Below are 24,813 nucleotides of genomic sequence, written 5' to 3'. Positions count from 1 at the left end.
CATCATAACGGTAATTTTTGGTTTTTCATTTCTAATGTACAAGTTATAACATTTATACAAAATATTACAAAAAAAAAATACAAATTTTCTCTACTTTTGTCGGGATGAGGAAAATCGCATTGTTTATCGGCTTATTTTTTTATTTGCTTACTGCAAGCGGTGCAACCCTACATTTGCATTTCTGTCAAGGAGAAGCACAAAGTGTATCATTAAGCCAAGATCAAACGGCCCATTGTCCACTATGTGCCAAGTCAGAAAAAAAACAACAAAATCACTGTCATCAAGACGGCAGTTGCAAGGACGTTACTATTGCAGCACAAAAAGTAGATGATTTTAATCGCTTATCTCAGTCACTCAATTTCAATCATTTTTCTCCGGCGATTATTACACTTCACTGGATATATGATTATTACCAATTTTCTGCAGATGAGGATAGTTTATCCAAATTAAGCACAACTCAGCACAGCTTCCTAAGGAGATACAGTCCTGCTGTATTTATTCTAAACCAGAGTTTCAGAATTTGATTTCATAGTTCTTGTATTTTAACCAAAATACACGTCGAAGAAATTACCTTCGACCTTACATGCTATACTCTTTTTTTTTAGCTCGTACATGATCAAAAAACTATGAATCAATTTTTAAAAAAAATATATACAACAACCCTTTTATTGTTATTCTCCTTCGCAATTGTCCAGGCACAAAGCGATAGCACCCGAACGCTTACTGTAGCCGGTAACTGTGCGATGTGTAAAAAAAGGATAGAAACTGCTGCAAAATTACAAGGCGTTGAAAGCGCAGTCTGGAATGCAAGCGATAATTTGCTACAGCTGAAATACAATGCACAAAAAGTTGGACTGGAAACCATCAAAAAGAATATTGCCCAAGTCGGGCACGATGTAGACAATCTGGTTGCAAGTGAGGAATCCTATGCGAAGCTTCATGAATGTTGCATGTATCCGAGATTGGAAAACGGAAAAGTTCCGGAAAAGAAAGCATTGCCTGCAACGGGCGAACAACATGATCATCCGCATACCGTCACCGGTGTTGTCGTTGAAGAGAATGAAAAAGGGGATCTGAAACCTATCGTTGGCGCCAATTTACATTGGGCGAATTTGCCAAGCAGAAATGCCCAAAGTAATGAAAATGGCGTATTTAAAATAGAACACAAAGAAGGTTTTGACAAACTGGTCGTTAGCTACGTCGGCATGAAATCCGATACAATTACGATTAAAGACCTACATGAGGTTGTCATGATTACAGCCAAAGGGAATGTCTTGATGGAAGTTGAAGTCAAAGGAACACGTCGGTCCAATTATATCGATCGTATGACACCTGCAAGGCTGGAAGTTCTGACCGGAAAAGAGTTATTTAAAGCTGCATGCTGCGATTTAAGTGAAAGCTTTGAGACCAACGCCTCAGTGGATGTGATCAGTGCGGATGCTGTAACGGGTAGTAAACAAATTCAGATGCTAGGGCTAAGCGGTATATACACCCAATTGACGGTAGAAAACTTACCGGGACCACGCGGTCTGGCGTCACCGCTCGGATTAAATTCCATCGCTGGTACCTGGATTGAGTCTATTCAAATTGCCAAAGGAGTGGGCTCGGTAGCTAATGGATACGAAAGTATGGCTGGTCAGATCAATGTGGAACTGAAAAAACCACAAAACTCCGAGAGGCTGTTTTTTAATGCCTACGCCAATAATATGGGCCGTACCGACGTGAATCTGAATCTTTCGCAAAAAATAGGTCAACATTGGTCAACATCCGTGTTATTGCACGACAACTTTATGTACAATAAATCCATGAATTTTAGCCATAACGGGTTTAGGGATGTGCCTGTTGGTAATCTTTTCTCCGGTGTGAACCGCTGGTTATATGAGAATGGTAAGGGCCTAATGGTTCAGTTTGGTGTCAAGTATTTAAACGACGATCGTACTGGCGGACAAATAGATTTTGACAAAAAAACGGACAAGGGTACAACAAATCGTTATGGTCTCGGTTTCGACATCGAACGTATTGAAGGTTTTGCTAAAATCGGTTATGTCTTCCCGGAAAATAAACACCGCAGTATCGGTCTACAATTGGCAGTTTCCAACTACAACCAAAAAAGTTATTTCGGATTAAAAAATTATAATGCTGAGCAACAGAACGGTTATGCAAACCTATTGTTCCAGGATATCATCGGGACTGTAACACATAAATATCGTATTGGCGCCTCCATCAACTACGATAACTACGATGAATGGTATTTAACAGATCAAAATTTCAAACGTAAAGAGGTGGTTTCAGGTGCATTTGCAGAATATACCTTCAGTCCATCCGAAAAATTTGATGCGGTAGTAGGCCTACGTCAGGATTACAACTCATTGTATGGATGGTTTACCACGCCGCGGCTGAATTTGCGCTATGCTCCTATTGCCGGAACCACATTCCGTGCAAGCTCCGGGAGAGGCCAACGTACTGCAAATATCTTTGCGGAAAACACCGCTGTTTTGGCCAGTAGCAGAAAACTGATTATCCGGTCCCAAGATATTTATAATAAAGCTTACGGCCTACAGCCGGAAGTATCCTGGAATACGGGAGTAGCGGTAGATCAAAACTTGCGCATCTTTGGAAGAGAAGCCTCCGCCTCGGTTGAGTTTTTTCACAACAGCTTTTCCAATCAGGTTGTGGTCGATTATGAAAATCCAAGAGAAATCAGTTTTTACAACTTAACGGGAAAATCTTTTTCAAACAGTTTGCAGACCGAATTTCGGTTTATGCCAGCCCCACATTTCGAAACCAGATTGGCTTACCGCTTGCTGGATGTTCAGACCGACTTTCAGAGCGGAAGAAAAACAAAACCTTTGTTAGCTAAACACCGTGGTTTTGTTAATTTAGCCTATAATCATCACTCCGGATGGAGCTTGGATTATACTTTAAATGTTGTTGGATCAAAACGTATACCGTCAACAATGGATAACCCTATTGAATATCAGATGCCCACCGAATCAAAAACGTATGCTACGATGAACGCGCAGATCAGCAAAACATTCGGAAAAGATAAAAACTTCACTGTTTATCTAGGTGGCGAAAATCTTTCAAACTATTTCCAGAAAACCCCTATCCTTGCGGCAGATCAGCCTTTTGGAAATTACTTCGATACCTCCATGTTATGGGGACCTTTAACTGGCCGGATGTTTTATACCGGAGTGCGGTATTTCATAAAATAGTACAGAGTTAACATAAAAAAAGCGGCTTAGCCGCTTTTTTATGTTATCTTCTTCAGCTCCTGATAGAGCCGTGCTGTTGGTAATCCCACAACATTATTATACTCGCCTTCAATCTTTTCAATACCGATTAAACCGATCCATTCCTGGATACCATAAGATCCAGCTTTATCAAGTGGTGAAAAATGCGTGACATAATAATCTATCTCGTCTTGATCTAAGTGATGAAAATAGACTGTTGTCGTTTCTACAAAGGAATGTATGACGCCTTGCCACTGTAAAGCAACTGCAGTGATGACCAAATGTTTATGCCCAGATAAGTTCCTTAAGGTCTGCTTAGCTTCGGCCTCGGTCTTGGGTTTTCCCAAAATTTCGCCTGCTGCCGATACGACCACGGTATCTGCACAAACAACCAGACAATCTGATTTGTCTGTAAAAGCTTTCACTTTCTGCAATGCGATCTGACGGACAGCTTCAGGAGCAGAGAGACTCGGATCAACATATTCATCCGTTTCCCGTACTTCCACCTCAAACTCAATGCCTAATCCTGATAATAATTGTTTCCGTCTCGGCGACTGGGAACCAAGGATAACCGTCTTATTTTTTAAGTTTTCTAACATCATTAAATACTTTTTATCGTTTCATCCTCATACCAATTCCCTTGCACTTTCAGTACTTTTTCGATCAGTTCCCTTACAACCCCTTTTCCGCCTTTAAACCCAGAAACGTAATGTGATATCTTCTTAATTTCTTCCGTAGCATCAGCTGGGGAAACAGCCAGTCCCACAGATCGCATGCAGCTAAAATCAGGGATATCATCCCCAATATACATCAACTCACTAAGCGTTAAATTATAATTCCCAGCTATTTGTTTCAATTTTGAAAGTTTGTCAACCACACCGGAATGAATCTCCTTAACCCCCAAACCCTGTAGACGTCGTTCAACTCCTCTTGAAGCTCCACCGGTAATGACAAAGATGGGGTAACCTTTTTTGATGGCCAATTGCATTGCATATCCATCTTTGATATTAAACGTCCGCAGCTGTTCTCCCGCCTCGTTCACTTGTACCGTTCCATCCGTCAACACCCCATCCACATCCAGTACAAATCCTTTTATCGTTCTAAATTCAGTCAGTACCATTAAAATATATTTTTGTAAAAATAAGGCATTTCCATTAAATATACGAGTACACTTTTATTCGCTATAGTGAAATTTCGGTCACTAATTTATTCAAATAAGACAAAGTATCATTTATTTGTCACAACATAGTTGTATTAGCAACTTATTATAAAAAACATTTGGATGGAACCTGATATTTACTGTATCTTTGTAGAAGATAATTAAAGGTTATCTCGCTATGAAAACACTAACAGCGCTATTGAAACAGACAATTCTGTTGGTAGTTGCAGAAGATTAAAAAAACAATCAACTTAGTTTTTCACAGCAAAAAACACGGCAACTAATTTAGTTTGGTCGCCCTTAAAAAGTCTTTTCATAATTTAGGTTTATAATTGGTTAGTAACAAACCCTGGTGCCCATCATCAGGGTTTTGTTTTTTTCATTAAGATCTTTGCTTCGTTTCGCCACATAATTTTAGCTATCGATAGCTGGAGGCTATTTTAAGAATAGCAAGTTTTTTTGTTATTTTACATATATCTTTTTTCCCAGGTAATGTCAGGAAAACTACCTATAGAAAAATGAACAATAGTTGGGTGACCAAAAATCATTAAACTCATTCTCGCATGGATCAAAAGAACTATAGACTGCAAATTACCATAGGAGTGATAATTTCTTTTTTGCTCATTTTTATTTCCGCCCTCTACTTTTTTATCTCTTTGCATCATATCTTGGATAACGAACGTAATATTGTGCGAATAGCCGAAAACAGGTTTAATATAATCAACGAAGTTAGAGCCAATATTGATGAAGTCAATGATGTTAAACTTCACTATTTCACAAAAAAAGATCCTGCGTTATTTATTCCCTATCGACTCGAACGAAAACAAACAGATGAGTTCTTGAGAGCTCTTAATAAATCGGATGAATTCTATGTAGTTTCACCACATGCGATTGAAACTCTCCGCAAGGAGATTGCACTTTTCTATGATTTTGATAAAGATATTGCCTATGCAAAGACTAACAATGCCACTTTAGCTCCGTATATCCAGGAGCAGAAAACAGCTATTTTAAACCAAATTGATTTATTGTCCAGAGACTTGCTTGATCAAAGAGCGGATCGACTGGAGAAGTCCAGAAACGATTTACAGCTCGCGCAAAATATTACTTACCTCTTCATTGCGATCGGTTTAAGTGGCTTTTTCTATATTCTAGCCAAAATTTTCTCCATTTCGAAAGTATTAAGGTCAACTGTTAAAAGTCAACAAGAATCAAACAGTCAACTTCAACGCCTACAAGATCAGACCAATAATGATAACTGGATTTTAAATGCCATCAATCATATCGACGAACAGCTGCGAGGCGATTACAGTGATAAAAAAATAGCAGAAATCAGCCTAAATGCCATTACCGATATGACAAAAGCGTTGGGTGGTACAATGTATGTATTTGATGATACTTATCAGGAATATCAATTATGTCATAAAATAGGCATTCCTGCTGCGCAACAGCTAAAAAAGAGCTTTAAGGAAAATGAGGGTATCCTAGGTGATGTAGCAGACAAAAATGCGGTCATAAAAATCAAAGATATTGACCACGCTCATCTCGTCTTAGAAACTTCATTATCCAAAAGGATCGAAACTGACATCTACATTATCCCCTTTACATATGAAAATCATTGTGTTGCATTGATGGAAATCTGCTGTCCACTGGTAAATGAAAGGGAGGAACAGCTGCGGATCAATTTTCTGGATAAGGTTAGAGGCAATATCGCTGTCATTCTTAAGGTCGCACAAACCCATGGCAAACTTGCCGATCTCTATGAAGAACTTCAACAGCAAACCGAAGAATTAGAGGCACAACAGGAAGAATTAAGGACGACTAACGAAGAATTAATCCATAAAACCCATTTACTGGAAGCTTCGGAAGAAGAGCTACGCGTACAACAGGAAGAACTTATCCAGACAAACAATGAGTTGGATGAAAAGGCAAAATTGCTCTTTGCTCAAAATGAAGATCTGGAGAAAGCAAGACAGGCCATCGCTCAGAAAATAGAAGAAGTTGAATTATCAAGCAAGTACAAGTCTGAGTTCATGGCCAATATGAGCCACGAATTAAGAACGCCACTGAACAGCATTCTTATACTCGCTAAATTGTTGCAGGACAATAAAAAGAAAAATCTGAATGAGGACCAGATAAAATATGCCTCCGTCATCCATAGTGCAGGTTCGGATCTCCTTCACCTGATCAACGAGTTGTTAGATTTGGCGAAAATAGAATCCGGAAAAGTCGAAGTTCAGAAAGAGCATATCAATACGAATTATCTAGCCAATTATATCAAAGATTTTTTCCATGACACCGCTGAATCAAAGGCTATCCAATTCAATGTGGAGATTGACAGCGATACGCCACAGGAATTTATCGGTGATGAGCATCGTATCCAGCAGGTGCTAAAAAATTTATTGTCGAATGCGTTTAAATTTACAAACGAACACGGTACCGTATCGCTCAAGATCAATGTCGAGGGAGGGCAAATCAATTTTAGGGTTCAGGATAATGGAATTGGAATTGCTCCAGAGAAACAAGAACTTATCTTTGATGCATTTAAACAGGAAGACGGTTCAACAAGCCGCAAATATGGTGGCACAGGACTCGGTCTATCTATATGCCGTGAGATTGCTAACCTATTAAAGGGAAAAATCACACTAAATAGCAAAGTTAGCGAAGGAAGTACATTTATTTTCAGTTTACCATTGGAAGCGGAATCTCAGGAGGATAAAATCACTGAATTACCTGTCAATGAAAAAAATGCAGCAAGTTCATATCTTCCGGTAGAAGATCTAAAAATTGGAAAGGAGCAGCCAGTTGACAATAGCAGTGGCAACAATAAGCTCTTAATTATCGAAGACGATTTCATCTTTGCAGACATCCTAAAAGATTATGCAATCCAAAATGGTTACGATGTCTCCATCAGTTATGATGGACAGGATGGGCTCAACAAGGCGCGAAACTTAAAACCTGCGGCCATTATATTAGATATTATGTTACCTAAAATGGATGGATGGGAAGTATTACGAAAGCTCAAAAAAGCGAACCTAACGAAGGATATCCCCGTACATATGATGTCCGCAGGAACATTTCTCCATGATGAACCTATATCGGCGGGGGCTATCGGGTTTATGTCTAAACCTGTCTCTGAAGAGTCTTTAGCCGAAACGTTCCTGAAGATCAAAGCTTCTACAAGCCGTCCTATTAAGAAAATTCTTTTGGTAGAGGATCAAGAAATTCAAAGTGACTTTATCAAGCAATCTCTTGAAGAACAAAATATTCAAATATTTCAGGCATTCGACGCACGACAGGCACTCGATCTATTGCTGCAGGAAAAAATCTTTGACTGTATTATTATGGACCTAAACCTTCCCGATAAATCGGGCATCGAGCTGCTTAATGAGATCAAGGCCAACAGTGAATTTAAAGATTTGCCGATTATTATTAATACTGCGATGGAGTTAAGTCCTGAACAAACATCCGAAATTTTACACCATAGTCAGGCCATGGTATTAAAATCAGCTAAATCCAACAACAGGCTAATTGATGAGGTCAATTTATTCTTAAATAAAATCCGAACCAGCAAAACAGAATATCAGTCATTTAACAATAGTTCATCTGTAATTACAGAAAACAATCTGGCAGCGAAGACGGTATTGCTGGCAGATGATGATATGCGGAATATATTTGCTTTAAGTACGGCGTTTGAGAGCTACGACATGAAAATTGAGATTGCTAATAATGGTCAGGAAGCCCTGGATATATTGGCGCGTAATGAGCATATTGATCTGGTTTTAATGGATATTATGATGCCTGTTATGGACGGATATGAAGCGATCGAAAAAATAAGGGCAAACAAAAGGTTTTCGAACCTCCCCATCATCGCTGTTACAGCGAAAGCGATGAAAGGTGACCGCGAAAAGACAATCGCTGTGGGAGCAAACGATTATATTAGCAAACCAGTAGATGTGGATAAATTAATATCCTTAATGCGCGTATGGTTGAGTTAGGCAATAAAATAACAACAATGATCACTTTTGAAGAGTTGGAGGAAATTATTGACCTTGTCAAAAACCTCCACGGCTATGATGTGTCCGGATATACGAGGTCTTCCTTAAAGCGGCGTGTCACCAGAATTATGGAACTCAATAAGCTCGATCTGGTCGAATTAAAAGCCAAATTAATTAATCAGCCCGGCTTCAGTACCTATCTTCTACAGGAAATTACAGTCAATGTGACTGAAATGTTTAGAGATCCGGAATTTTACAAAGCGTTAAAAAATGAGGTATTTCCTTACCTGGCCACCTATCCTCATATTAAATTGTGGAGTGCTGGCTGTTCTACAGGGGAGGAAGTATATTCCCTGGCCATCTTACTAAAAGAGGCTAGCCTTTATCAGCGTTCGTTTATCTACGGAACAGATATCAACACAAAAGTATTGGATAAAGCCAAAAGGGGCATTTATTCCCTGGCAAAAGTGAAAGAGTATTCCGAGAATTTCATAAAAACGGAACCCAAAAGTTCGTTATCTGAATATTATACCGCAATGTACAATGCTGCCACAATAAATAATAGTCTTAAGAAGAATGTTCTTTTTTCCCAGCATAGCTTGGTTTCCGATCGGGCGTTTAATGAATTTCAATTGATCACTTGCCGTAATGTATTGATTTATTTTGATACAAACCTTCAGGAAAAAGTATTGGATCTGTTTTACAATTCACTCTGCGACCTTGGTTTTTTATGTTTAGGCTCAAAAGAATCTTTGATCAACTACAAAAATGCTTCAAAATTTAAGATTATAAACAAAAAGCACAATATTTATCAAAAAATAGGTTAGATCAGATGGAACGGAAAATTCTATTATTAGCGGGCTCTGCTGGAGGATTTAGTGTTATTCTCAATATACTAAAGGCATTGGAACGCCCGATTCAAATCCCGGTCATCGTTATTGTGCACAGAAATCCCAAATATGCATCGAGTATTGAAGATACATTATCGAAAGCATTATTGCAGAAGATAAAAACCGCAGATGATAAGGAAACCATTATGGATGGAACGATCTATTTTGCTCCCGCGGGATATCATTTACTCATCGAGCCTGATTATAGCTTTTCCTTAGACATCTCCGAACCGGTTCAATATTCGAGACCTTCTATTGATGTGACCTTCGAATCTGCAGCCGAAGTCTACAAACAAAACTGTACTGCCATCTTGTTTTCCGGAGCCAACCAAGATGGGGCGCAAGGATTGTTAATGATAAAAAAATACGGCGGAAAAACCTATGTGCAGGATCCCCTTGATGCAGAAGTTCCAATAATGCCTCAGGCAGCAATAGAATTAAATGCACAAGATAGGATTTTAACAATAAGCGAAATAAAAGATTACATCATGCAATTGACCTAAGGTTGTATTTAGATTTGATATAATGAAGAAGATTAATATATTGATCGTCGATGATAAAATTGAAAATATTATCAGCCTCACAGCGTTGCTGGAGGATATCGAATATGTAAATATAATTAGTAGTACGGATCCAAACGAAGCCTTAAAAATCTGCTGGAAAGAAGATATAGACCTTGCCCTAGTCGATGTACAGATGCCCGAAATCAATGGGTTTGAATTTGTTACTTTTTTAAAGAAAAATCCAAAAACGAATCACATTATTCCAATCATGGTAACGGCGATCTCGAAAGAGGATAAATACCTTATTCAAGGACTTAACAGTGGGGCTGTGGACTACCTGTATAAACCTCTTAATCCGGAAGCTACGATAGCGAAAGTCAAATCTTTTGTCCAGCAACTGTTGATACAACAGGAAATTAAAGAGAAAAATATTGCTTTGGAAGAATCCAAACAAGCAATTCTCAAAGCAAAAGAGGAAGCTGAATTAGCACGGAAATCCAAGGAAACTTTCCTGGCCAACATGAGTCATGAAATCCGTACACCGATCAATGGTATAATGGGCATTACCCAAATGCTAAAAAATTCACAGCTTACCCTCGAGCAGGAAAATTGGATCAATAAACTGGATTCGGCGTCTCAGAACCTATTAAACATTATCAATGACATATTAGACTTATCCAAGGTGGACTCCGGCATGATGAAACTTAATATGGAGTCAACTTCTGTACATGATATAACGGATGACCTGAATAATCTGTTCATCGATAAGGCAAACTATAAGGGTTTAGATTTTAATATAGATGTGGACGACCGAATAAACAGTTATTTTTTGACTGATCCGCTTCGTTTAAAACAAATTCTGACTAATTTTATCTCCAATAGTTTCAAATTTACGGCGCTGGGATCAGTAATATTAAAGATTCGGCTTCTCACGGAAAATGATCATCAGATTTGTCTACAGTTTCAAGTCATCGATACAGGTATCGGTATAGCCGAAGAAGCATTGGAAAAAATATTCATTGCTTTTGAGCAGGGAGAAGATAGCATCACCAAAAAATTTGGTGGTACAGGCCTAGGATTGGCAATTGTAAAACGCATCGCTGCCCTTCTCAATGGAAAAGTATCCGCGTCTAGCGAATATGGTAAAGGAAGCGTATTTTCTTTTGAATGTACTTTTGACAAAATAGAAGATAAACCTCAAGTAAAAGAAGCACAGGTGCTTTATACGGAATTACCGAAATTTAATTCGCCAGTTATTCTTATCGCCGAAGACAACGAATTAAATAGCTTTATGTTAGCCAATATCCTTAAGAGTTGGAATTGTGAAATTGCGCTGGCAACAAATGGGCAGCTTGCATTGGAAGAAATCAATAGAAAAAAGATTGATCTGGTATTTATGGATGCGCATATGCCACTAATGAGTGGTTTCGAAGCAATTAAAGAAATACGCCGCCATGCGAATCCAATAATTGCCAATATGCCGATCATTTCCATCTCTGCTTCAGTATTAAAAGCGGAACAACAGGAAGCGATGGATGCTGGCGCAAATGAAGTTGTTGGAAAACCGTTTGATCCTATCAAATTATATAAAACAATTGATACTTTATTGTCAAAATTGAAATGATTGTTTCGATTTATAAATGAAATCATTAATTTTAAAGAATTAACAAAACATAATAATGAAAAAACTTTTTATGATACCAGCAGTTGCAGTTGCTTTATCAATTGCATCTTGTGGCGGAAACAGTGAGAAGTCGGGCAAATCAACTAGCACAGAATCGACAACTTCAACAGAAAACCAAGCGACAGAAACAGTCCCTGGCATTGAAAACGTAGCTATTTCCAACAGCTTATCTTTGGAAGGTAACGATCAGATGAAATTTGACAAGGATTTATTCCGTGTCAAAGCTGGTGAGCCTGTTGAATTATCGTTCAAAAATGCAGGTACCATGCCAAAAGAGTCTATGGGACATAACGTTGTTATCCTTAAACCGGGTGTTGATCTTCCAACTTTCGGAGCAGAAGCAGCGGCAGCAGCGGCTGACGAGTATATTCCAAAGTCAGCATTGTCTTCCATCGTGTCCCATACGAAATTGTTAGGTCCCGGTGAAACAGATAAAATTACATTTACGCTTGAAAAAGGAGTTTATCCTTTCATCTGTAGTTTCCCTGGTCATTACGGAGTAATGCAAGGAAAAATCGTCGCAGAATAAGAACATGACGTAAAAAGGATATTCAGATATGGGTATCCTTTTTAATTAAATTCTATTTTGCCGTAGCACAGAAAAGCAAACCCAAGTGCTCTTTTGATATCCATTGAGGAGGGGTGTTCCTGTGCATTAAATCCGCATACATTCGATAGTGAATTAAACAATAGCCATTCGCTTTTGACTTTATATCCTGACTTATATTTTGCTCCCACTAAGGATTGAAATTAGATTATTTTACTCATGGTAAGCAGTCGACCTTTTATCAAAAAAATGTAAAGTAAGCCTATTCGGTTACAAATCGCAAGTTTTGATTTCCTATCCCATTAATAATCATTAAATTTGTACTACTAAAAATTAAAACGTAATCAATGCAATACGACGTAATTGTAATCGGAAGTGGTCCAGGCGGATATGTAGGAGCTATCCGTTGTGCCCAATTAGGATTAAAAACAGCTGTTATTGAAAAATATAGCACATTTGGTGGTACTTGTCTTAACGTTGGATGTATTCCTTCAAAAGCGCTTTTAGATTCATCGGAGCATTACCACAATGCTGCCCATAATTTTGATGCATTTGGCATCAGTTTAAAAGACCTAAAAGTAGATATGGCAAAGATGATTGCCCGTAAGGACGATGTTATTGCTCAAAATACTGCTGGTATCACTTTCTTATTTAAGAAAAACAAAATTGACAGTTTCCAGGGTGTAGGTTCATTTGTGGACAAAAACACCATCAAAATAACAAAAGCAGATGGTTCTACGGAGCAGATCACTGCTAAAAATGTCATTATTGCTACGGGTTCAAAACCAACTTCTTTACCATTTTTACCTGTTGACAAAAAAAGAATCATCACTTCTACGGAAGCCCTGAATCTAAAAGAAGTTCCAAAACATCTTATCGTTATCGGTGGTGGTGTCATTGGTTTGGAATTAGGTTCAGTATATGCTCGTTTAGGTTCAAAAGTTTCAGTTGTTGAATTTGCAAAATCGATCATCGGTACAATGGATGGTGGCTTAGGAAAAGAACTACAACGGGTTTTGAAAAAATCTTTGGGCATGGAGTTCTATTTAGGTCACAAAGTGACTGGAGCTTCGGCAAAAGGTAAAGTTGTAAAAGTAACCGCAGAGGACCCAAAAGGACAAGAAGTAACCCTAGAAGGTGATTATTGTATCGTAGCTGTTGGACGTACAGCATACTCTGAAGGCTTAGGCTTAGAAAATATCGGCATCACTGTCGAAGAAAGAGGAAAGAAAATTCCGGTAAATGCTCACTTAGAAACCGCTGTACAAGGCGTATTTGCTATCGGTGATGTGATCACTGGAGCGATGTTGGCGCACAAAGCAGAGGATGAGGGTGTATATGTTGCGGAATATATTGCTGGACAAAAACCACACATCGACTACAACCTAATCCCTGGCGTTGTGTATACGTGGCCGGAAGTGGCATCAGTTGGAAAAACAGAAGAACAATTGAAGGAAGCTGGCGTGAAATATAAAGCTGGATCTTTCTCTTTCAAAGCTTCTGGTCGTGCAAAAGCTTCTGGCGATACGGATGGTTTTGTCAAAGTATTAGCCGATGCAACAACTGACGAGGTGTTAGGCGTACATATGATCGGGCCACGCGCAGCGGACATGATCGGTGAGGCTACGGTAGCCATGGAATACCGCGCTTCTGCAGAAGACATTGCACGTATTTGCCATGCTCACCCAACCTATACAGAAGCACTTAAAGAGGCTGCATTAGCGGCAACAGCGAATAGAGCAATACACGCTTAAGCGTTAAATAGCATAAATTTAAGGGGAAAAGGAAACTTTTCCCCTTTCTTATAAATACCTATATCAGATGAATTTTTATACAAGAAAATGGGTCAAACCCGAAGATCTTAATCCCAACGGAACATTGTTCGGTGGAACATTATTGCGTTGGATCGATGAAGAAGCTGTCATTTACGCTATTGTGCAATTGGGAAATCCAAAAGTAGTGACAAAGTTTATTTCTGAAATCAATTTTGTGAATTCTGCAAAACAAGGGGATATTTTAGAGCTAGGTATTGAAGCTACCAACTTTGGAACGACATCATTGACGATGCGTTGTGAGGTCAGAAACAAAATCTCAAAGAAAACAATCCTATCCATTGATAAACTTGTGTTTGTAAATTTAGATGAAGATGGAAATCCTGTGCCACATGGGAAAAATAGCATCACTTATGCCTATATGGGCATCGAGAAAACAGGACGAGATGAGTAAACATCTCTCCTGTTTTCTCAGTTTATTGATGCATCATAACATAGACGCATAATCTTTATAAAATTTTACGTGTAATTGCACGGCCATAAATTATTTTAAGTGCAATCGTACCTGCTAAACCTATTAAACTCCTGGCTTATCCAACTAGGATCGCGATAGGGTTAGCATAAATCTTACTGTTAATATTTCTGTCTTTTGCCTTCGATTTCTTTCTTTAAATCCAATTCGACCCAAAAACCCAAAATTGGAACCAAAGAAGCTAAAAAGTACTTTACAGCTTTTAAAATAGGCCATTTATATTCAACAGTAGACATAATAAGCATCACAACGAATATAACGACAAAAAAGCCATGGATGGATCCTGCGATCTTAACAGCCTCTGGTATTCCAGCAAAATATTTCAGCGGCATGGCAATAAAAAACAAGCAAATCGTGGAAATAGCCTCCCACAAAGCAATCTGTCTAAATATTCTTAACATAATGATAAACTGTGTATTGTGAACTCCAAAAATAAGACTCTAAATACGGTTAGCCCATTATTTTTTGTCCTTTTACCAAGTCGTGACATTGTCGCGCAGACGTTGACATTGTTTTATCAAAAACCGCCAATTTTACAATAAATAGTTCATATTCATCAGAAAAAATACGTACTTTTGAATGAATATATGGTTCAATACTTTGGTATTTGAAGCTATAACACTCAACTACAGAATATTTATTTATATGAATTACGACATCATTGTAATCGGTAGTGGTCCAGGCGGGTATGTTGCTGCCATTAGAGCCGCTCAGTTAGGGTTCAAAACAGCGATTATTGAACGCGAATCATTAGGCGGAATCTGTCTAAACTGGGGCTGTATCCCTACAAAAGCATTATTGAAAAGTGCTCAAGTATTTGAATATTTAAACCATGCCGCAGATTACGGCATCAATGTTCAAGGTGGTGAGGCTGATTTCGAAGCTATCGTCAAAAGAAGCCGCGGCGTAGCTGAAGGAATGAGTAAAGGTATTCAGTTCTTGATGAAAAAGAATAAAATTGATGTCATCAATGGAACTGCAAAAATTAAAAAAGGTGGTAAAATCGATGTGAAAGGTGCAGACGGTTCTACCAAAGAATATGCGGCAAAACACACTATCCTAGCTACAGGTGCACGTTCACGTGAATTGCCTAACTTGCCTCAGGACGGTAAAAAAATCATTGGATACCGTCAGGCAATGACATTACCTAAGCAACCAAAATCTCTAGTTGTTGTTGGCTCGGGTGCGATCGGTGTTGAATTTGCTTATTTCTATAATGCAATTGGAACAAAAGTGACCATCGTAGAGTTTATGGATAGGATTGTTCCTGTTGAAGATGAAGAAATCTCAAAACAACTAGAGAAAAGCTTAAAGAAACAAGGCATTAATATCCTTACTAAATCTGAAGTCCAATCCGTTGACACATCTGGCGAATTGAGCAAAGTTTCCATCAAAACTGAAAAAGGTATTGAGGTAATCGAAGCGGAGGTAGTATTATCTGCTGTGGGGATTGCTCCGAACATTGAAAACATCGGTTTGGAAGAGGTTGGCGTTAAAACTGACCGTGGCCGCGTTGTCGTAGATGATTTCTACAAAACAAATATTGAAGGTGTGTACGCTATTGGTGACATCGTAAAAGGTCAAGCCTTAGCTCACGTTGCCTCTGCCGAAGGCATTACTTGCGTTGAAAAAATCAAAGGTCTTCATGTAGAACCTATTGATTATAACAATATCCCTGGCTGTACTTACTGTTCTCCAGAGATTGCTTCTGTCGGTTATACCGAAAAAGCAGCAAAAGAAGCTGGATATGAAGTTAAAGTTGGTAAGTTCCCATTCTCTGCTTCTGGAAAAGCTTCTGCAGCTGGAGCAAAAGACGGTTTTGTTAAGGTTATCTTTGACGCAAAATACGGTGAATTTTTAGGTGCCCACTTAATCGGAGCGAATGTTACCGAAATGATCGCTGAAGTTGTTGTTGCCCGTAAATTGGAAACAACAGGACATGAGATGATCAAAACAATCCATCCGCACCCAACCATGAGTGAAGCGATCATGGAAGCATGTGCTGATGCATACGGTGAAGTGATTCATTTATAGTCAATCACATATAGACAAAAAAGAAGGGAAAATCGAACGATTTTCCCTTCTTTTTTGTCATTTAGTAGAGAACTACATCACCAATCTAGACTTAAATACAATTTGTTGATCTGCTATATCTGAATTCTCGATCCGCTCAAATAAAATCTCGGCAGCCTTACGTGCCTGCATGCCCGGAAACTGTTCGATACGCCCCATTGGTGGGTTTTCCATATATTGCCAAAGTGGGTAATTCGCATAACTGATGAAGAAAATATCCTGGTTTAAGACCAATCCCTTATGACGTGCCGCCTTCATCAGATCCAATGTAACGAAGTCATTAAAAGAAATAATCGCCGAAGGTCTTTCGGACATCGCAAATATGCTATCCATCGCTTTTTCATTTCCTTCTGTACTTAGATCAGTCTCAATAATATTTTTTTCAAGGATATCCATTCCATTACGTTTCATGGCGGATAAGTAAGCAACTTTTCTATCTTCGCTCGCCGGTAGTGTGCTGGGGCCATTGACCAAAGCAATCACTTTATGACCACGGGCAACAAAAGCATCAACAGCCTCATTCATGCCAGTGGATAGGTCACTTTGAACTTTATTGATATTCGGCAGGCTAGGAACACAATCAAAAAAGACAACCGGAATTCCTGAAGACTCCAGTTTTTCAATAAACTCCAAATTCGTTGTCTTCTTGCCTATAGACATCAGGATGCCATCTACGCGATGATTTTTAAATGTCTTTAGAATCTGTTCTTCCCGATCTGGATCATCCAATGACTGTCCCATTAAAACAGTATACCGTTGTGCCGAAGCAACATTTTCTATTTCACTGATCGCAAAAGAAAAAAATGGTTCCGATAGACTCGGCAAAATCACTGCAATGGTAAATGTTTTGCGCTGTTTAAAAAATATGGCAGTCTGATTGGGTTCGTAGTTCAATTCTTCGGCCATTTTTTTTACACGCATTGTTGTTACCAATCCAATACTTGGATGATCATTCAACGCTCTTGAAACCGTGGAAGGACTGATTTTCAGCTTCTTGGCAATTTCCTTAATCGTGGCAGGCTTGTTCACTTTATTCATAAATCCAAGGGCTTTATATAAAAATAGGGGTTTTATGTCCCTAATCATAATCTTTTTTCAACAATGTTTACTTTTTATAGTCAAGACATCGTTGGTAGACAATACAAAGATAATCAATGCAACCTTAGTCCACAAATTGAATCGCAGTGGTATCCACAGCAAATTCCTCTGCTAAAAATTGAGTAGGGTTTATTTGTCGGAAGGCAAGCTCATCCTGAAAATAAATTTTCACCTGATTGCTAAACTCCCCCCAATCCACAAATTTCACCTTATTCAATTGCTCCAATGGGTTTCCTTTCGTCAAAACACATATTTTCTTGCCTTCCGCCTTCAATTGCGAAAAGAGTGTAGCAATATGCTCAAAAAGATTCAGCTTAAGCGGTAATACCGCATTTACATGTAATCTTTCAAAATTCTCCTTGTACTTCATGTCAAATCCAAATGTACTTTGCGCATGTTCGAATAACGATTCTTCGCCTTGATTTTCCAAATGGTTTTTCATAAAATTGACCAAATCAGCCTGTGGTGGGAAAGTCTCCGTAAATTCGATAAAATTTGCAAAGAGGTAATAAACTTGGAGTAAATAGTCTTTTTTTGGAAAAAGAACATCGTCTAATTCAAAGACATACACTTTCTTTTCTTCTGGGAACATCATCACAAATAGACTTTAAATTAAAAACGTTGAGTATAAAACCGAACAAACAATGAGCAGCATATAGATTATATTACTTCGACACACAGACTAATGCAAACTCCTCAGCGGAATCCGAAGTGACAAAAAGTCCATCTAACATATTTTCGTATAGCTCCTCTCCTAACAAATTATTGCCCTTTGAAAGCAAGACATAAGGAAAATCAGCCGGTGGGTTTTCAATGATAGAAAAAGTTTCAAGAATATCCATATCGGGCACAAGAACTGAAATCTGATATTCATCAAACAAAACTTTGGCTTTGGCCAATGGTTCCAGTTCGAAACCGCCTAAGGGTAACACATAGTCAACCTCTCGGTCTAAACTCAATTTTAGTACCTCATGTGCAAAAGTTGGTAGCAGGCCCTTTGGAATGACTGCGTAATTCCCGGATTTTAAAAGCAACTCAGGAATCTCTTCCGAACTCGCATACAAAACTTCAAAACTACCTGAAAGTTTTCTAGCAATACGCATTGCCAGCGGTCTGGTTCCGAAAGTTATTAATATTTTCTTCATCAAAATAATTTGTTTTTCATCGGCAATGAAGCTATCAAAGCTCTGTTCAATCAATTTAGCGCTAGTCTCTTGGGTTCTATCCCTGATCTAAACAACCAACCCGTCACGCATATGAATTGTTCGGTCTGATATACGAGCTAGTTCTTCATTATGGGTTACGATGATAAATGTTTGTTGAAATTTGTTTCTGAGATCAAAAAACAGCTGATGTAGCGCTGCCGCATTTTCAGAGTCCAAATTTCCTGAAGGTTCGTCCGCCAAAATAACAGCAGGATCATTCATTAATGCCCGTGCAACAGACACCCGTTGCTGTTCTCCCCCCGACATCTCGGCAGGTTTATGGCCAATGCGATGCGAAACCCCAAGTAGCTCCAATAGTTCTTTTGCTTTCTTCTCAGCTTCAGCACGCCCCTGTCCATGGATAAATGCTGGAATACACACATTTTCCAAAGCCGTAAATTCGGGCAACAAGTGATGGAATTGAAAAACGAAACCAATATGTTCATTACGAAATGCACTCAGCTTTTTAGCATTCAGCTTATGGATATCAACACCATTGATAAATACCGAACCCTGATCTGGCTTATCCAATGTGCCGATAATATGTAAAAGTGTACTTTTACCTGCTCCTGAGGCCCCGACAATACTCACAATTTCACCCTTTTCTACAGTTATGTCAACGCCTTTTAAGATGGGCAATGCCCCATAAGCTTTGTGAATTCCTTTGGCTTGTAACATCATAGGGCAAAGATAAATAAATTTACGATAACACACCTTTGAATAAATATGCTGTTATTTCTCAATTTCAGCCATTTTATTTTTCACAAATGTCAAAAAATAGATAAAAGAGCAATTTATTCCTTGTCTTATCCCTCAAAAAAACATATTTTTACGCCAAATATTTTTGCAAATGAACATTCACGAATATCAAGGAAAACAAATACTAAAGAGCTTTGGTGTGCGCGTACAGGAAGGTATCGTAGCAGATACTCCAGAGCAAGCTGTGGAAGCGGCTAAAAAAATGAAAGAAGACTACAATTCTGACTGGGTTGTTGTCAAAGCTCAAATTCACGCTGGTGGCCGTGGTAAAGGTGGTGGTGTCAAGTTAGCTAAGAACTTAGATGAAGTCAAACAAAGAGCTACTGACATCATTGGTATGCAATTAGTAACGCCTCAAACTGGACCTGAAGGTAAAAAAGTAAACAAAGTTTTGATCGCTCAAGACGTTTACTATCCAGGCGAAAGCGAAACAAAAGAATTCTATATGTCTGTCCTATTGGACCGCGCTAAAGGTCGTAACATCGTTATGTACTCTACAGAAGGTGGTATGGACATTGAAGAAGTTGCAGAGAAAACACCGCACTTGATCTTCAAAGAAGAAATCGATCCAAAAGTAGGCTTACAAGGATTCCAAGCACGCAAAATCGCCTTCAATCTAGGTCTTTCTGGTGCTGCTCACAAAGAAATGGTAAAATTTGTTGCTGCGCTTTACAAAGCATACGATTCTACTGACTCTTCGATGTTCGAGATCAATCCGGTATTAAAAACTTCTGATGACAAGATCTTAGCGGTCGACGCTAAAGTAAATCTTGACGAGAACGCATTATACCGTCATCCTGATTACGCAGCTATGCGCGACGTAACAGAAGAAGATCCAACGGAAGTTGAAGCTGGTGAATCAAACTTGAACTATGTTAAACTAGATGGTAACGTAGGTTGTATGGTGAACGGTGCTGGTCTTGCAATGGCAACCATGGACATCATCAAATTGGCTGGTGGAGAACCTGCAAACTTCTTAGATGTTGGCGGTACTGCAAATGCTGAAACAGTAAAAGCAGGTTTCAATATCATTTTGAAAGACCCTAATGTAAAAGCAATTTTGATCAACATCTTCGGTGGTATCGTTCGTTGTGACCGTGTAGCACAAGGTGTAATCGATGCTTACAGTGAAATTGGCAATATTCCTGTGCCTATCATCGTCCGTCTTCAAGGTACAAATGCCGAAGAAGCTAAAAAATTAATTGATGAGTCAGGCTTACAAGTTTATTCTGCAATCTTATTGAAAGAAGCGGCTGAATTAGTAACGAAAGTATTGAAAGGATAATTCCTTCAATCATCATAAAGCTTAAAAGCGGATCGACTCAGTTGATCCGCTTTTTTTTGCCTGAAAAACGCCTGCCCTTTGTTGGCTTTAATTCAAATTTCGGTACGCAAAAAATAAGTCAAATGGGTTATTGATCCTTCATTCAGCGAATTAAATCAACATTTATACCCAATAAACCAACAGAATAGCTTATTTTTGTATTGCTTTTTTAACAAAGCATCTTTTACAAGTCATTCTCCAAAAATTAAGATGGAACACACAAGAATAAAGGAACTATTGAATGCCACAGAATTCGGCAAAGAGGTCGTTGTTAAAGGTTGGGTAAGAACTTTCCGTAACAATCAATTTATAGCAATTAATGACGGTTCGTCAATCAATAATATTCAAGCGGTAGTCGATTTTGAAAATACACCTGAAGATATCCTAAAGCGTATTACTACTGGAGCTGCAGTTCGTGTAAAAGGTCAATTGATAGAATCGCTAGGTAAGGGACAAAAAGTAGAAGTTAAAGCAACAGAGGTAAGTATTATAGGTGATTCAGATCCTGAAAAATATCCTTTACAGCCGAAGAAGCACAGTTTGGAATTTCTACGTGAAATTGCGCACTTACGTTTCCGTACAGGTACATTCAATGCGGTGTTTAAAGTACGTAACGCGCTAGCATTCGCCGTGCATAAATTTTTCCAGGAAAATGATTTTGTGTACATGCACACACCGATTATCACAGGTTCTGATGCCGAAGGTGCGGGTGAAATGTTTCAGGTAACGACATTGGATCTAAACAACCCTCCACGTAAAGAAAATGGAGAAATTGATTTCAAAGAGGATTTCTTTGGAAAATCTACCAATCTTACGGTCTCCGGCCAATTAGAAGGCGAGCTTGGAGCAATGGCCTTTGGAAACATCTATACTTTTGGCCCGACCTTTAGGGCAGAAAACTCAAATACGACTCGTCACTTGGCTGAATTCTGGATGATCGAACCAGAAATGGCTTTCTACGAGTTGGAAGACAACATGGATTTGGCCGAAGCTTTATTAAAATACGTGATCAAATACGCTTTGGAAAACTGTCCTGAGGAAATTGAGTTTTTAAAAAACCGTTTGTTGGAAGAAGAGAAATCCAAACCTGCAGCGGAACGTTCTGAATTAAATTTGGTAGAGAAGTTAAACTTTGTATTAACGAACGATTTCGAACGTGTAACATATACCGATGCTATTGAAATATTAAAACGTAGCAAGCCAAATCAAAAGAAACAATTCAAATATTTAATTGACGATTGGGGAGCAGATTTACAATCTGAACACGAACGTTACTTGGTTGAGAAACACTTTAAGAAACCTGTTATCTTGACTGATTACCCAAGGGAGATCAAATCGTTTTACATGAAACAAAACGAGCCTGATGCTCAGGGACGCAATACTGTCCGCGCCATGGATATTCTTTTCCCAGGCATTGGCGAAATGGTCGGTGGTTCGCAACGTGAGGAAAACCTTGACCGCCTATTGGCGCGTATGGCAGAAGTAGGCATACCAGCAGAAGAGATGGAATGGTTCTTGGATACACGCCGCTTTGGTTCAGTACCACATTCAGGATTTGGTGTGGGTTTTGAACGACTGGTATTATTCACAACTGGCATGACAAACATCCGGGACGTGATACCGTTCCCCCGCACTCCAAAAAACGCAGAATTTTAAGATAAAGAACAACAGCCAAAACAAAATATTTTGGCTGTTGTTCTTTTAGATAGATACGCATTTGGATAATTGTTCGAAAAATCAGGTATGATATCTGTCTTGTTCGACGGATTCCTGAATAAAAATACGATTTCCATATTACTTGATAAATAAGACGATAGTAGATATGCTCATTAAAATATACAACGACAATCCCAATCCAAAAGCCATAGCACAGGCTGTAGATATTCTCAAACGTGGCGGTGTAATCATTTATCCTACAGATACCGTATATGGTATCGGCTGTGATATTACCCAACAAAAGGCTATTGAACGCGTATGTGAGATCAGGGGATTAAAACCGGATAAAGCGAACCTTTCCTTTATCTGCTATGACCTGACCGATATTTCACAATACACCAAATCTTTTGATACTGCAGTCTTTCGTGTTCTCAAAAAGGCATTACCAGGACCTTTTACATTTATCTTTAACGCAACAACCAAAGTACCCAAGCTATTAAGTTCAAAGAAGAAAACCGTAGGAATACGTGTGCCTGACAATAATATTGTTCGGGAAATCGTCAAGCAATTGGGGAATCCGATTGTAACGACTTCCATTCACGATGAAGATGAGATTATTGAATATTCCACTGATCCGGAATTGATCTACGAAAAGTATCAAGACCTTGTGGATGCCGTGATTGATGGAGGTTACGGAGACAATGTCGCTTCGACGGTAGTAGACCTAACAGAGGGAACCTTTGATATTGTTCGTGAGGGAAAGGGGGATCTGGAACAATTCCTATAGTATGTCGTTTTCCCAAAATATCCTCCCACTCCTTAATATCCCAACAAGCAGCTTTGCAACCAATAGAAATCAGCGCAAATTGGGCTGTTAGTATTTTGTGTATAAGATCTCTTTATTCTATCTCAATTTCAACTTATCAACAAAAACAACCACTTATTAACATACAAAATGTTAATAAGTGGAATACATTAGTCATTGCACGAACCGAAAATGTGAATAAACCTACACTTACTAACATATAAATGTGAATAACATAAGAAATAAAATCGTCAAAGCAACCTAAAATGTGTATAACTACCCGGTTATCCACACAAAAATGTTTATAACAACCTAGAATATGCTTACACATGCAAGTTCGTTGTGCAAAATTACACCATATCCACATCCGACTGTTGAAAGTTAATCCTTTTGTTCCACATATTGCTTTATCGCCTTATTGAAGAGGTCAAAACCATGACTGGTTGTTAACAGCAACTTTTTGCAAAATGGGATCAATAAACCTGAAAACAACTCCCCTTGAATAAATCGAACTTCCCCCTCGCCCGCTTGCTCTAATATAAAATAATGTTCGCCATCAAAGATTCCCGGAATAAACAGTTCTCCTTTCCAGCGTAGCTCGCAATTGGGATTAATACTCAAAAAGCGGGGATTCATCTTTATTTTAAAGCCATCAGGCGGCTCCAATAGAACCGCACAACGCTTTCCTTCGACCGGTTGCCCTTCAAAATACTTAATGGTCGGACTCCATAATGGATAAGCCTTAAAATCCGTCAATACTTGCCATACTTCTTCGACGCTTGCCTTAATCGTAATACTTGTCTCAATCTTTTTCATTATTATCATCGTTTTATTCATGTATCATGAAGCTTCATATACGGATTTTAGACAACCATGTTGGTCGCTATATTCCATGATGGTTTCATTGAATTGATGTTGTTTCGACTCCATTTATAAACCGAAAGCGTATAACCGCTCATGGAGATAAGACAAAACTAGGATAAGAAAGGGATACAGCTCTTGACTTTTATCAAGAACTCATTTTACTGCGGATACGACTAAGTGTTTCAGGACTCATGCCCAAGACGGAGGCAATATATTGAAGCGGTATTTGGTAAAACAGAGGCTTATATTGTTCAAAATACTGTTGATAACGTTCTTCTGCCGTCAAACAAATAAAATCTGAAATTCGCTGTTCCATTGCTCCGAAACATTTTGCCAAAAATGCTTTCTCAAATTTATTCCATTCATTAACCTCAGATTCCATTTTTTGGTAATCTGATTTTGACAAACGATACATACGACAGTCACTGATACATTGAAAATTCCATTTGGAAGGAACATCAAAAATAAAAGATGCGAGATCGGTAACGAAATGATTAGCGGTACCAATCCACTGCGTAAATTCACCTTTTTTACTCCAGCCATATTGACGGATTAGTCCGGATTCAATAACAAATAAATTGGAAGAGTAGTCTCCTTCTTTAATGAGATAGTCACCCCGCTTGAATTCCACTCGTTCAAAATGTGCAAACAACTTTGCACGTGCAGCTTCAGGAAGAGGAAATAGGTTTTCAAACAATTGATTAAACATATCTA

At 38.6% G+C, this 24,813-nt stretch carries 22 protein-coding genes; 13 read left to right on the top strand and 9 right to left on the bottom strand.

Annotated features, from left to right (window positions below):
* Window positions 1–104: 104 nt before the first annotated feature.
* Complete coding sequence (locus ABDW32_RS14360; RefSeq protein ID WP_343563531.1) at window positions 105–524, top strand: hypothetical protein; 420 nt, start codon at window positions 105–107, stop codon at window positions 522–524.
* A 102-nt stretch (window positions 525–626) separates the two neighbouring features.
* Window positions 627–3,215: a TonB-dependent receptor gene (locus ABDW32_RS14355; protein ID WP_343563529.1), complete on the top strand. Its 2,589-nt coding sequence runs from the start codon at window positions 627–629 to the stop codon at window positions 3,213–3,215.
* Window positions 3,216–3,253: 38 nt separating this feature from the next.
* On the opposite strand, the gene ABDW32_RS14350 is transcribed toward ABDW32_RS14355, so the two are convergent.
* Together ABDW32_RS14350 and ABDW32_RS14345 are read right to left on the bottom strand one after the other, a co-directional pair.
* The gene (locus ABDW32_RS14350) at window positions 3,254–3,835 is read right to left on the bottom strand and encodes a Maf family protein (RefSeq protein WP_343563527.1); all 582 of its coding nucleotides are present in this window, start codon (window positions 3,833–3,835) and stop codon (window positions 3,254–3,256) included.
* Window positions 3,835–4,353, bottom strand: coding sequence for an HAD-IIIA family hydrolase (locus ABDW32_RS14345; protein WP_343563525.1), 519 nt, complete (start codon window positions 4,351–4,353; stop codon window positions 3,835–3,837). Before ABDW32_RS14345 ends, ABDW32_RS14350 begins: the two co-directional genes overlap by 1 nt.
* Window positions 4,354–4,955: 602 nt before the next feature.
* Between ABDW32_RS14345 and ABDW32_RS14340 the strand changes: the two genes are divergently transcribed.
* From ABDW32_RS14340 to ABDW32_RS14310, 7 genes are all read left to right on the top strand, one after another.
* Window positions 4,956–8,387, top strand: coding sequence for a response regulator (locus ABDW32_RS14340; protein WP_343563523.1), 3,432 nt, complete (start codon window positions 4,956–4,958; stop codon window positions 8,385–8,387).
* 17 nt (window positions 8,388–8,404) lie between these two features.
* Window positions 8,405–9,214 carry a protein-glutamate O-methyltransferase CheR gene (locus ABDW32_RS14335; protein WP_343563521.1) on the top strand — a complete coding sequence of 270 codons (810 nt, stop codon included), beginning with the start codon at window positions 8,405–8,407 and terminating at the stop codon, window positions 9,212–9,214.
* Between the two features lie 5 nt (window positions 9,215–9,219).
* Window positions 9,220–9,780 carry a chemotaxis protein CheB gene (locus tag ABDW32_RS14330; protein WP_077437865.1) on the top strand — a complete coding sequence of 187 codons (561 nt, stop codon included), beginning with the start codon at window positions 9,220–9,222 and terminating at the stop codon, window positions 9,778–9,780.
* 22 nt (window positions 9,781–9,802) lie between these two features.
* Window positions 9,803–11,404: a response regulator gene (locus ABDW32_RS14325; protein ID WP_343563519.1), complete on the top strand. Its 1,602-nt coding sequence runs from the start codon at window positions 9,803–9,805 to the stop codon at window positions 11,402–11,404.
* A 55-nt stretch (window positions 11,405–11,459) separates the two neighbouring features.
* Window positions 11,460–11,993, top strand: coding sequence for a plastocyanin/azurin family copper-binding protein (locus ABDW32_RS14320; protein ID WP_343563517.1), 534 nt, complete (start codon window positions 11,460–11,462; stop codon window positions 11,991–11,993).
* Window positions 11,994–12,358: 365 nt separating this feature from the next.
* The gene (lpdA, locus tag ABDW32_RS14315) at window positions 12,359–13,765 is read left to right on the top strand and encodes a dihydrolipoyl dehydrogenase (protein ID WP_343563515.1); all 1,407 of its coding nucleotides are present in this window, start codon (window positions 12,359–12,361) and stop codon (window positions 13,763–13,765) included.
* A 67-nt stretch (window positions 13,766–13,832) separates the two neighbouring features.
* Window positions 13,833–14,237, top strand: a complete 405-nt coding sequence (locus ABDW32_RS14310) for a hotdog domain-containing protein (protein ID WP_343563513.1) — start codon at window positions 13,833–13,835, stop codon at window positions 14,235–14,237.
* Between the two features lie 179 nt (window positions 14,238–14,416).
* Here ABDW32_RS14310 and ABDW32_RS14305 read toward each other — a convergent pair whose 3' ends face one another.
* Window positions 14,417–14,716, bottom strand: coding sequence for a DUF3817 domain-containing protein (locus ABDW32_RS14305; protein WP_077437870.1), 300 nt, complete (start codon window positions 14,714–14,716; stop codon window positions 14,417–14,419).
* Between the two features lie 244 nt (window positions 14,717–14,960).
* Here ABDW32_RS14305 and lpdA (ABDW32_RS14300) point away from each other — a divergent pair, with 244 nt between their 5' ends.
* Window positions 14,961–16,349 carry a dihydrolipoyl dehydrogenase gene (gene lpdA / locus ABDW32_RS14300; RefSeq protein ID WP_343563511.1) on the top strand — a complete coding sequence of 463 codons (1,389 nt, stop codon included), beginning with the start codon at window positions 14,961–14,963 and terminating at the stop codon, window positions 16,347–16,349.
* A 72-nt stretch (window positions 16,350–16,421) separates the two neighbouring features.
* Here lpdA (ABDW32_RS14300) and ABDW32_RS14295 read toward each other — a convergent pair whose 3' ends face one another.
* The 4 genes from ABDW32_RS14295 to ABDW32_RS14280 all read right to left on the bottom strand — a co-directional run bounded on the left by ABDW32_RS14295 (window position 16,422) and on the right by ABDW32_RS14280 (window position 19,369).
* Window positions 16,422–17,426 carry a LacI family DNA-binding transcriptional regulator gene (locus tag ABDW32_RS14295; RefSeq protein ID WP_343563509.1) on the bottom strand — a complete coding sequence of 335 codons (1,005 nt, stop codon included), beginning with the start codon at window positions 17,424–17,426 and terminating at the stop codon, window positions 16,422–16,424.
* 124 nt (window positions 17,427–17,550) lie between these two features.
* Window positions 17,551–18,081: an HAD family hydrolase gene (locus tag ABDW32_RS14290; protein WP_343563507.1), complete on the bottom strand. Its 531-nt coding sequence runs from the start codon at window positions 18,079–18,081 to the stop codon at window positions 17,551–17,553.
* Between the two features lie 70 nt (window positions 18,082–18,151).
* A complete protein-coding gene (locus ABDW32_RS14285) occupies window positions 18,152–18,631 on the bottom strand; it encodes a hypothetical protein (RefSeq protein WP_343563505.1) in 480 nt (159 codons plus the stop codon).
* A gap of 87 nt (window positions 18,632–18,718) precedes the next feature.
* Entirely contained in the window at window positions 18,719–19,369 is a 651-nt protein-coding gene (locus ABDW32_RS14280) for an ABC transporter ATP-binding protein (protein WP_343563712.1), read from the bottom strand.
* 172 nt (window positions 19,370–19,541) lie between these two features.
* On the opposite strand from ABDW32_RS14280, the gene sucC reads away from it, so the two are divergent.
* The 3 genes from sucC (at window position 19,542) to ABDW32_RS14265 (ending at window position 23,217) form a co-directional block, all read left to right on the top strand.
* Entirely contained in the window at window positions 19,542–20,735 is a 1,194-nt protein-coding gene (sucC, locus tag ABDW32_RS14275; protein ID WP_077437873.1) for an ADP-forming succinate--CoA ligase subunit beta, read from the top strand.
* Window positions 20,736–20,984: 249 nt separating this feature from the next.
* Window positions 20,985–22,430, top strand: coding sequence for an asparagine--tRNA ligase (asnS, locus tag ABDW32_RS14270; protein ID WP_343563502.1), 1,446 nt, complete (start codon window positions 20,985–20,987; stop codon window positions 22,428–22,430).
* A 166-nt stretch (window positions 22,431–22,596) separates the two neighbouring features.
* Window positions 22,597–23,217: an L-threonylcarbamoyladenylate synthase gene (locus tag ABDW32_RS14265; RefSeq protein WP_343563500.1), complete on the top strand. Its 621-nt coding sequence runs from the start codon at window positions 22,597–22,599 to the stop codon at window positions 23,215–23,217.
* A 399-nt stretch (window positions 23,218–23,616) separates the two neighbouring features.
* Here ABDW32_RS14265 and ABDW32_RS14260 read toward each other — a convergent pair whose 3' ends face one another.
* Together ABDW32_RS14260 and ABDW32_RS14255 are read right to left on the bottom strand one after the other, a co-directional pair.
* A complete protein-coding gene (locus ABDW32_RS14260) occupies window positions 23,617–24,051 on the bottom strand; it encodes an SRPBCC domain-containing protein (RefSeq protein WP_343563498.1) in 435 nt (144 codons plus the stop codon).
* Window positions 24,052–24,244: 193 nt separating this feature from the next.
* On the bottom strand, window positions 24,245–24,808 hold the full coding sequence (locus ABDW32_RS14255) for a Crp/Fnr family transcriptional regulator (RefSeq protein WP_343563496.1): 564 nt from the start codon (window positions 24,806–24,808) through the stop codon (window positions 24,245–24,247).
* Window positions 24,809–24,813 lie beyond the last annotated feature (5 nt).

The organism is Sphingobacterium sp., from assembly GCF_039596235.1.
Classification (GTDB): Bacteria; Bacteroidota; Bacteroidia; order Sphingobacteriales; family Sphingobacteriaceae; genus Sphingobacterium.
Note: the sequence above shows the minus strand (reverse complement) of the source record. Positions and strands in the feature narration are given on the sequence as shown.

Bases quoted from the DNA above. Each gene is read 5' to 3' on its own strand.
- ABDW32_RS14335 (WP_343563521.1), top strand. From the start codon at position 8,405: ATGATCACTTTTGAAGAGTTGGAGGAAATTATTGACCTTGTCAAAAAC.
- ABDW32_RS14255 (WP_343563496.1), bottom strand. From the start codon at position 24,808: ATGTTTAATCAATTGTTTGAAAACCTATTTCCTCTTCCTGAAGCTGCA.
- ABDW32_RS14285 (WP_343563505.1), bottom strand. From the start codon at position 18,631: ATGAAGAAAATATTAATAACTTTCGGAACCAGACCGCTGGCAATGCGT.
- ABDW32_RS14355 (WP_343563529.1), top strand. From the start codon at position 627: ATGAATCAATTTTTAAAAAAAATATATACAACAACCCTTTTATTGTTA.
- ABDW32_RS14320 (WP_343563517.1), top strand. From the start codon at position 11,460: ATGAAAAAACTTTTTATGATACCAGCAGTTGCAGTTGCTTTATCAATT.
- ABDW32_RS14310 (WP_343563513.1), top strand. From the start codon at position 13,833: ATGAATTTTTATACAAGAAAATGGGTCAAACCCGAAGATCTTAATCCC.
- ABDW32_RS14340 (WP_343563523.1), top strand. From the start codon at position 4,956: ATGGATCAAAAGAACTATAGACTGCAAATTACCATAGGAGTGATAATT.
- ABDW32_RS14330 (WP_077437865.1), top strand. From the start codon at position 9,220: ATGGAACGGAAAATTCTATTATTAGCGGGCTCTGCTGGAGGATTTAGT.
- ABDW32_RS14280 (WP_343563712.1), bottom strand. From the start codon at position 19,369: ATGTTACAAGCCAAAGGAATTCACAAAGCTTATGGGGCATTGCCCATC.
- ABDW32_RS14350 (WP_343563527.1), bottom strand. From the start codon at position 3,835: ATGATGTTAGAAAACTTAAAAAATAAGACGGTTATCCTTGGTTCCCAG.
- asnS (WP_343563502.1), top strand. From the start codon at position 20,985: ATGGAACACACAAGAATAAAGGAACTATTGAATGCCACAGAATTCGGC.
- lpdA (WP_343563515.1), top strand. From the start codon at position 12,359: ATGCAATACGACGTAATTGTAATCGGAAGTGGTCCAGGCGGATATGTA.
- ABDW32_RS14345 (WP_343563525.1), bottom strand. From the start codon at position 4,353: ATGGTACTGACTGAATTTAGAACGATAAAAGGATTTGTACTGGATGTG.
- lpdA (WP_343563511.1), top strand. From the start codon at position 14,961: ATGAATTACGACATCATTGTAATCGGTAGTGGTCCAGGCGGGTATGTT.
- ABDW32_RS14360 (WP_343563531.1), top strand. From the start codon at position 105: ATGAGGAAAATCGCATTGTTTATCGGCTTATTTTTTTATTTGCTTACT.
- ABDW32_RS14290 (WP_343563507.1), bottom strand. From the start codon at position 18,081: ATGATGTTCCCAGAAGAAAAGAAAGTGTATGTCTTTGAATTAGACGAT.
- ABDW32_RS14325 (WP_343563519.1), top strand. From the start codon at position 9,803: ATGAAGAAGATTAATATATTGATCGTCGATGATAAAATTGAAAATATT.
- sucC (WP_077437873.1), top strand. From the start codon at position 19,542: ATGAACATTCACGAATATCAAGGAAAACAAATACTAAAGAGCTTTGGT.
- ABDW32_RS14295 (WP_343563509.1), bottom strand. From the start codon at position 17,426: ATGAATAAAGTGAACAAGCCTGCCACGATTAAGGAAATTGCCAAGAAG.
- ABDW32_RS14305 (WP_077437870.1), bottom strand. From the start codon at position 14,716: ATGTTAAGAATATTTAGACAGATTGCTTTGTGGGAGGCTATTTCCACG.
- ABDW32_RS14260 (WP_343563498.1), bottom strand. From the start codon at position 24,051: ATGAAAAAGATTGAGACAAGTATTACGATTAAGGCAAGCGTCGAAGAA.
- ABDW32_RS14265 (WP_343563500.1), top strand. From the start codon at position 22,597: ATGCTCATTAAAATATACAACGACAATCCCAATCCAAAAGCCATAGCA.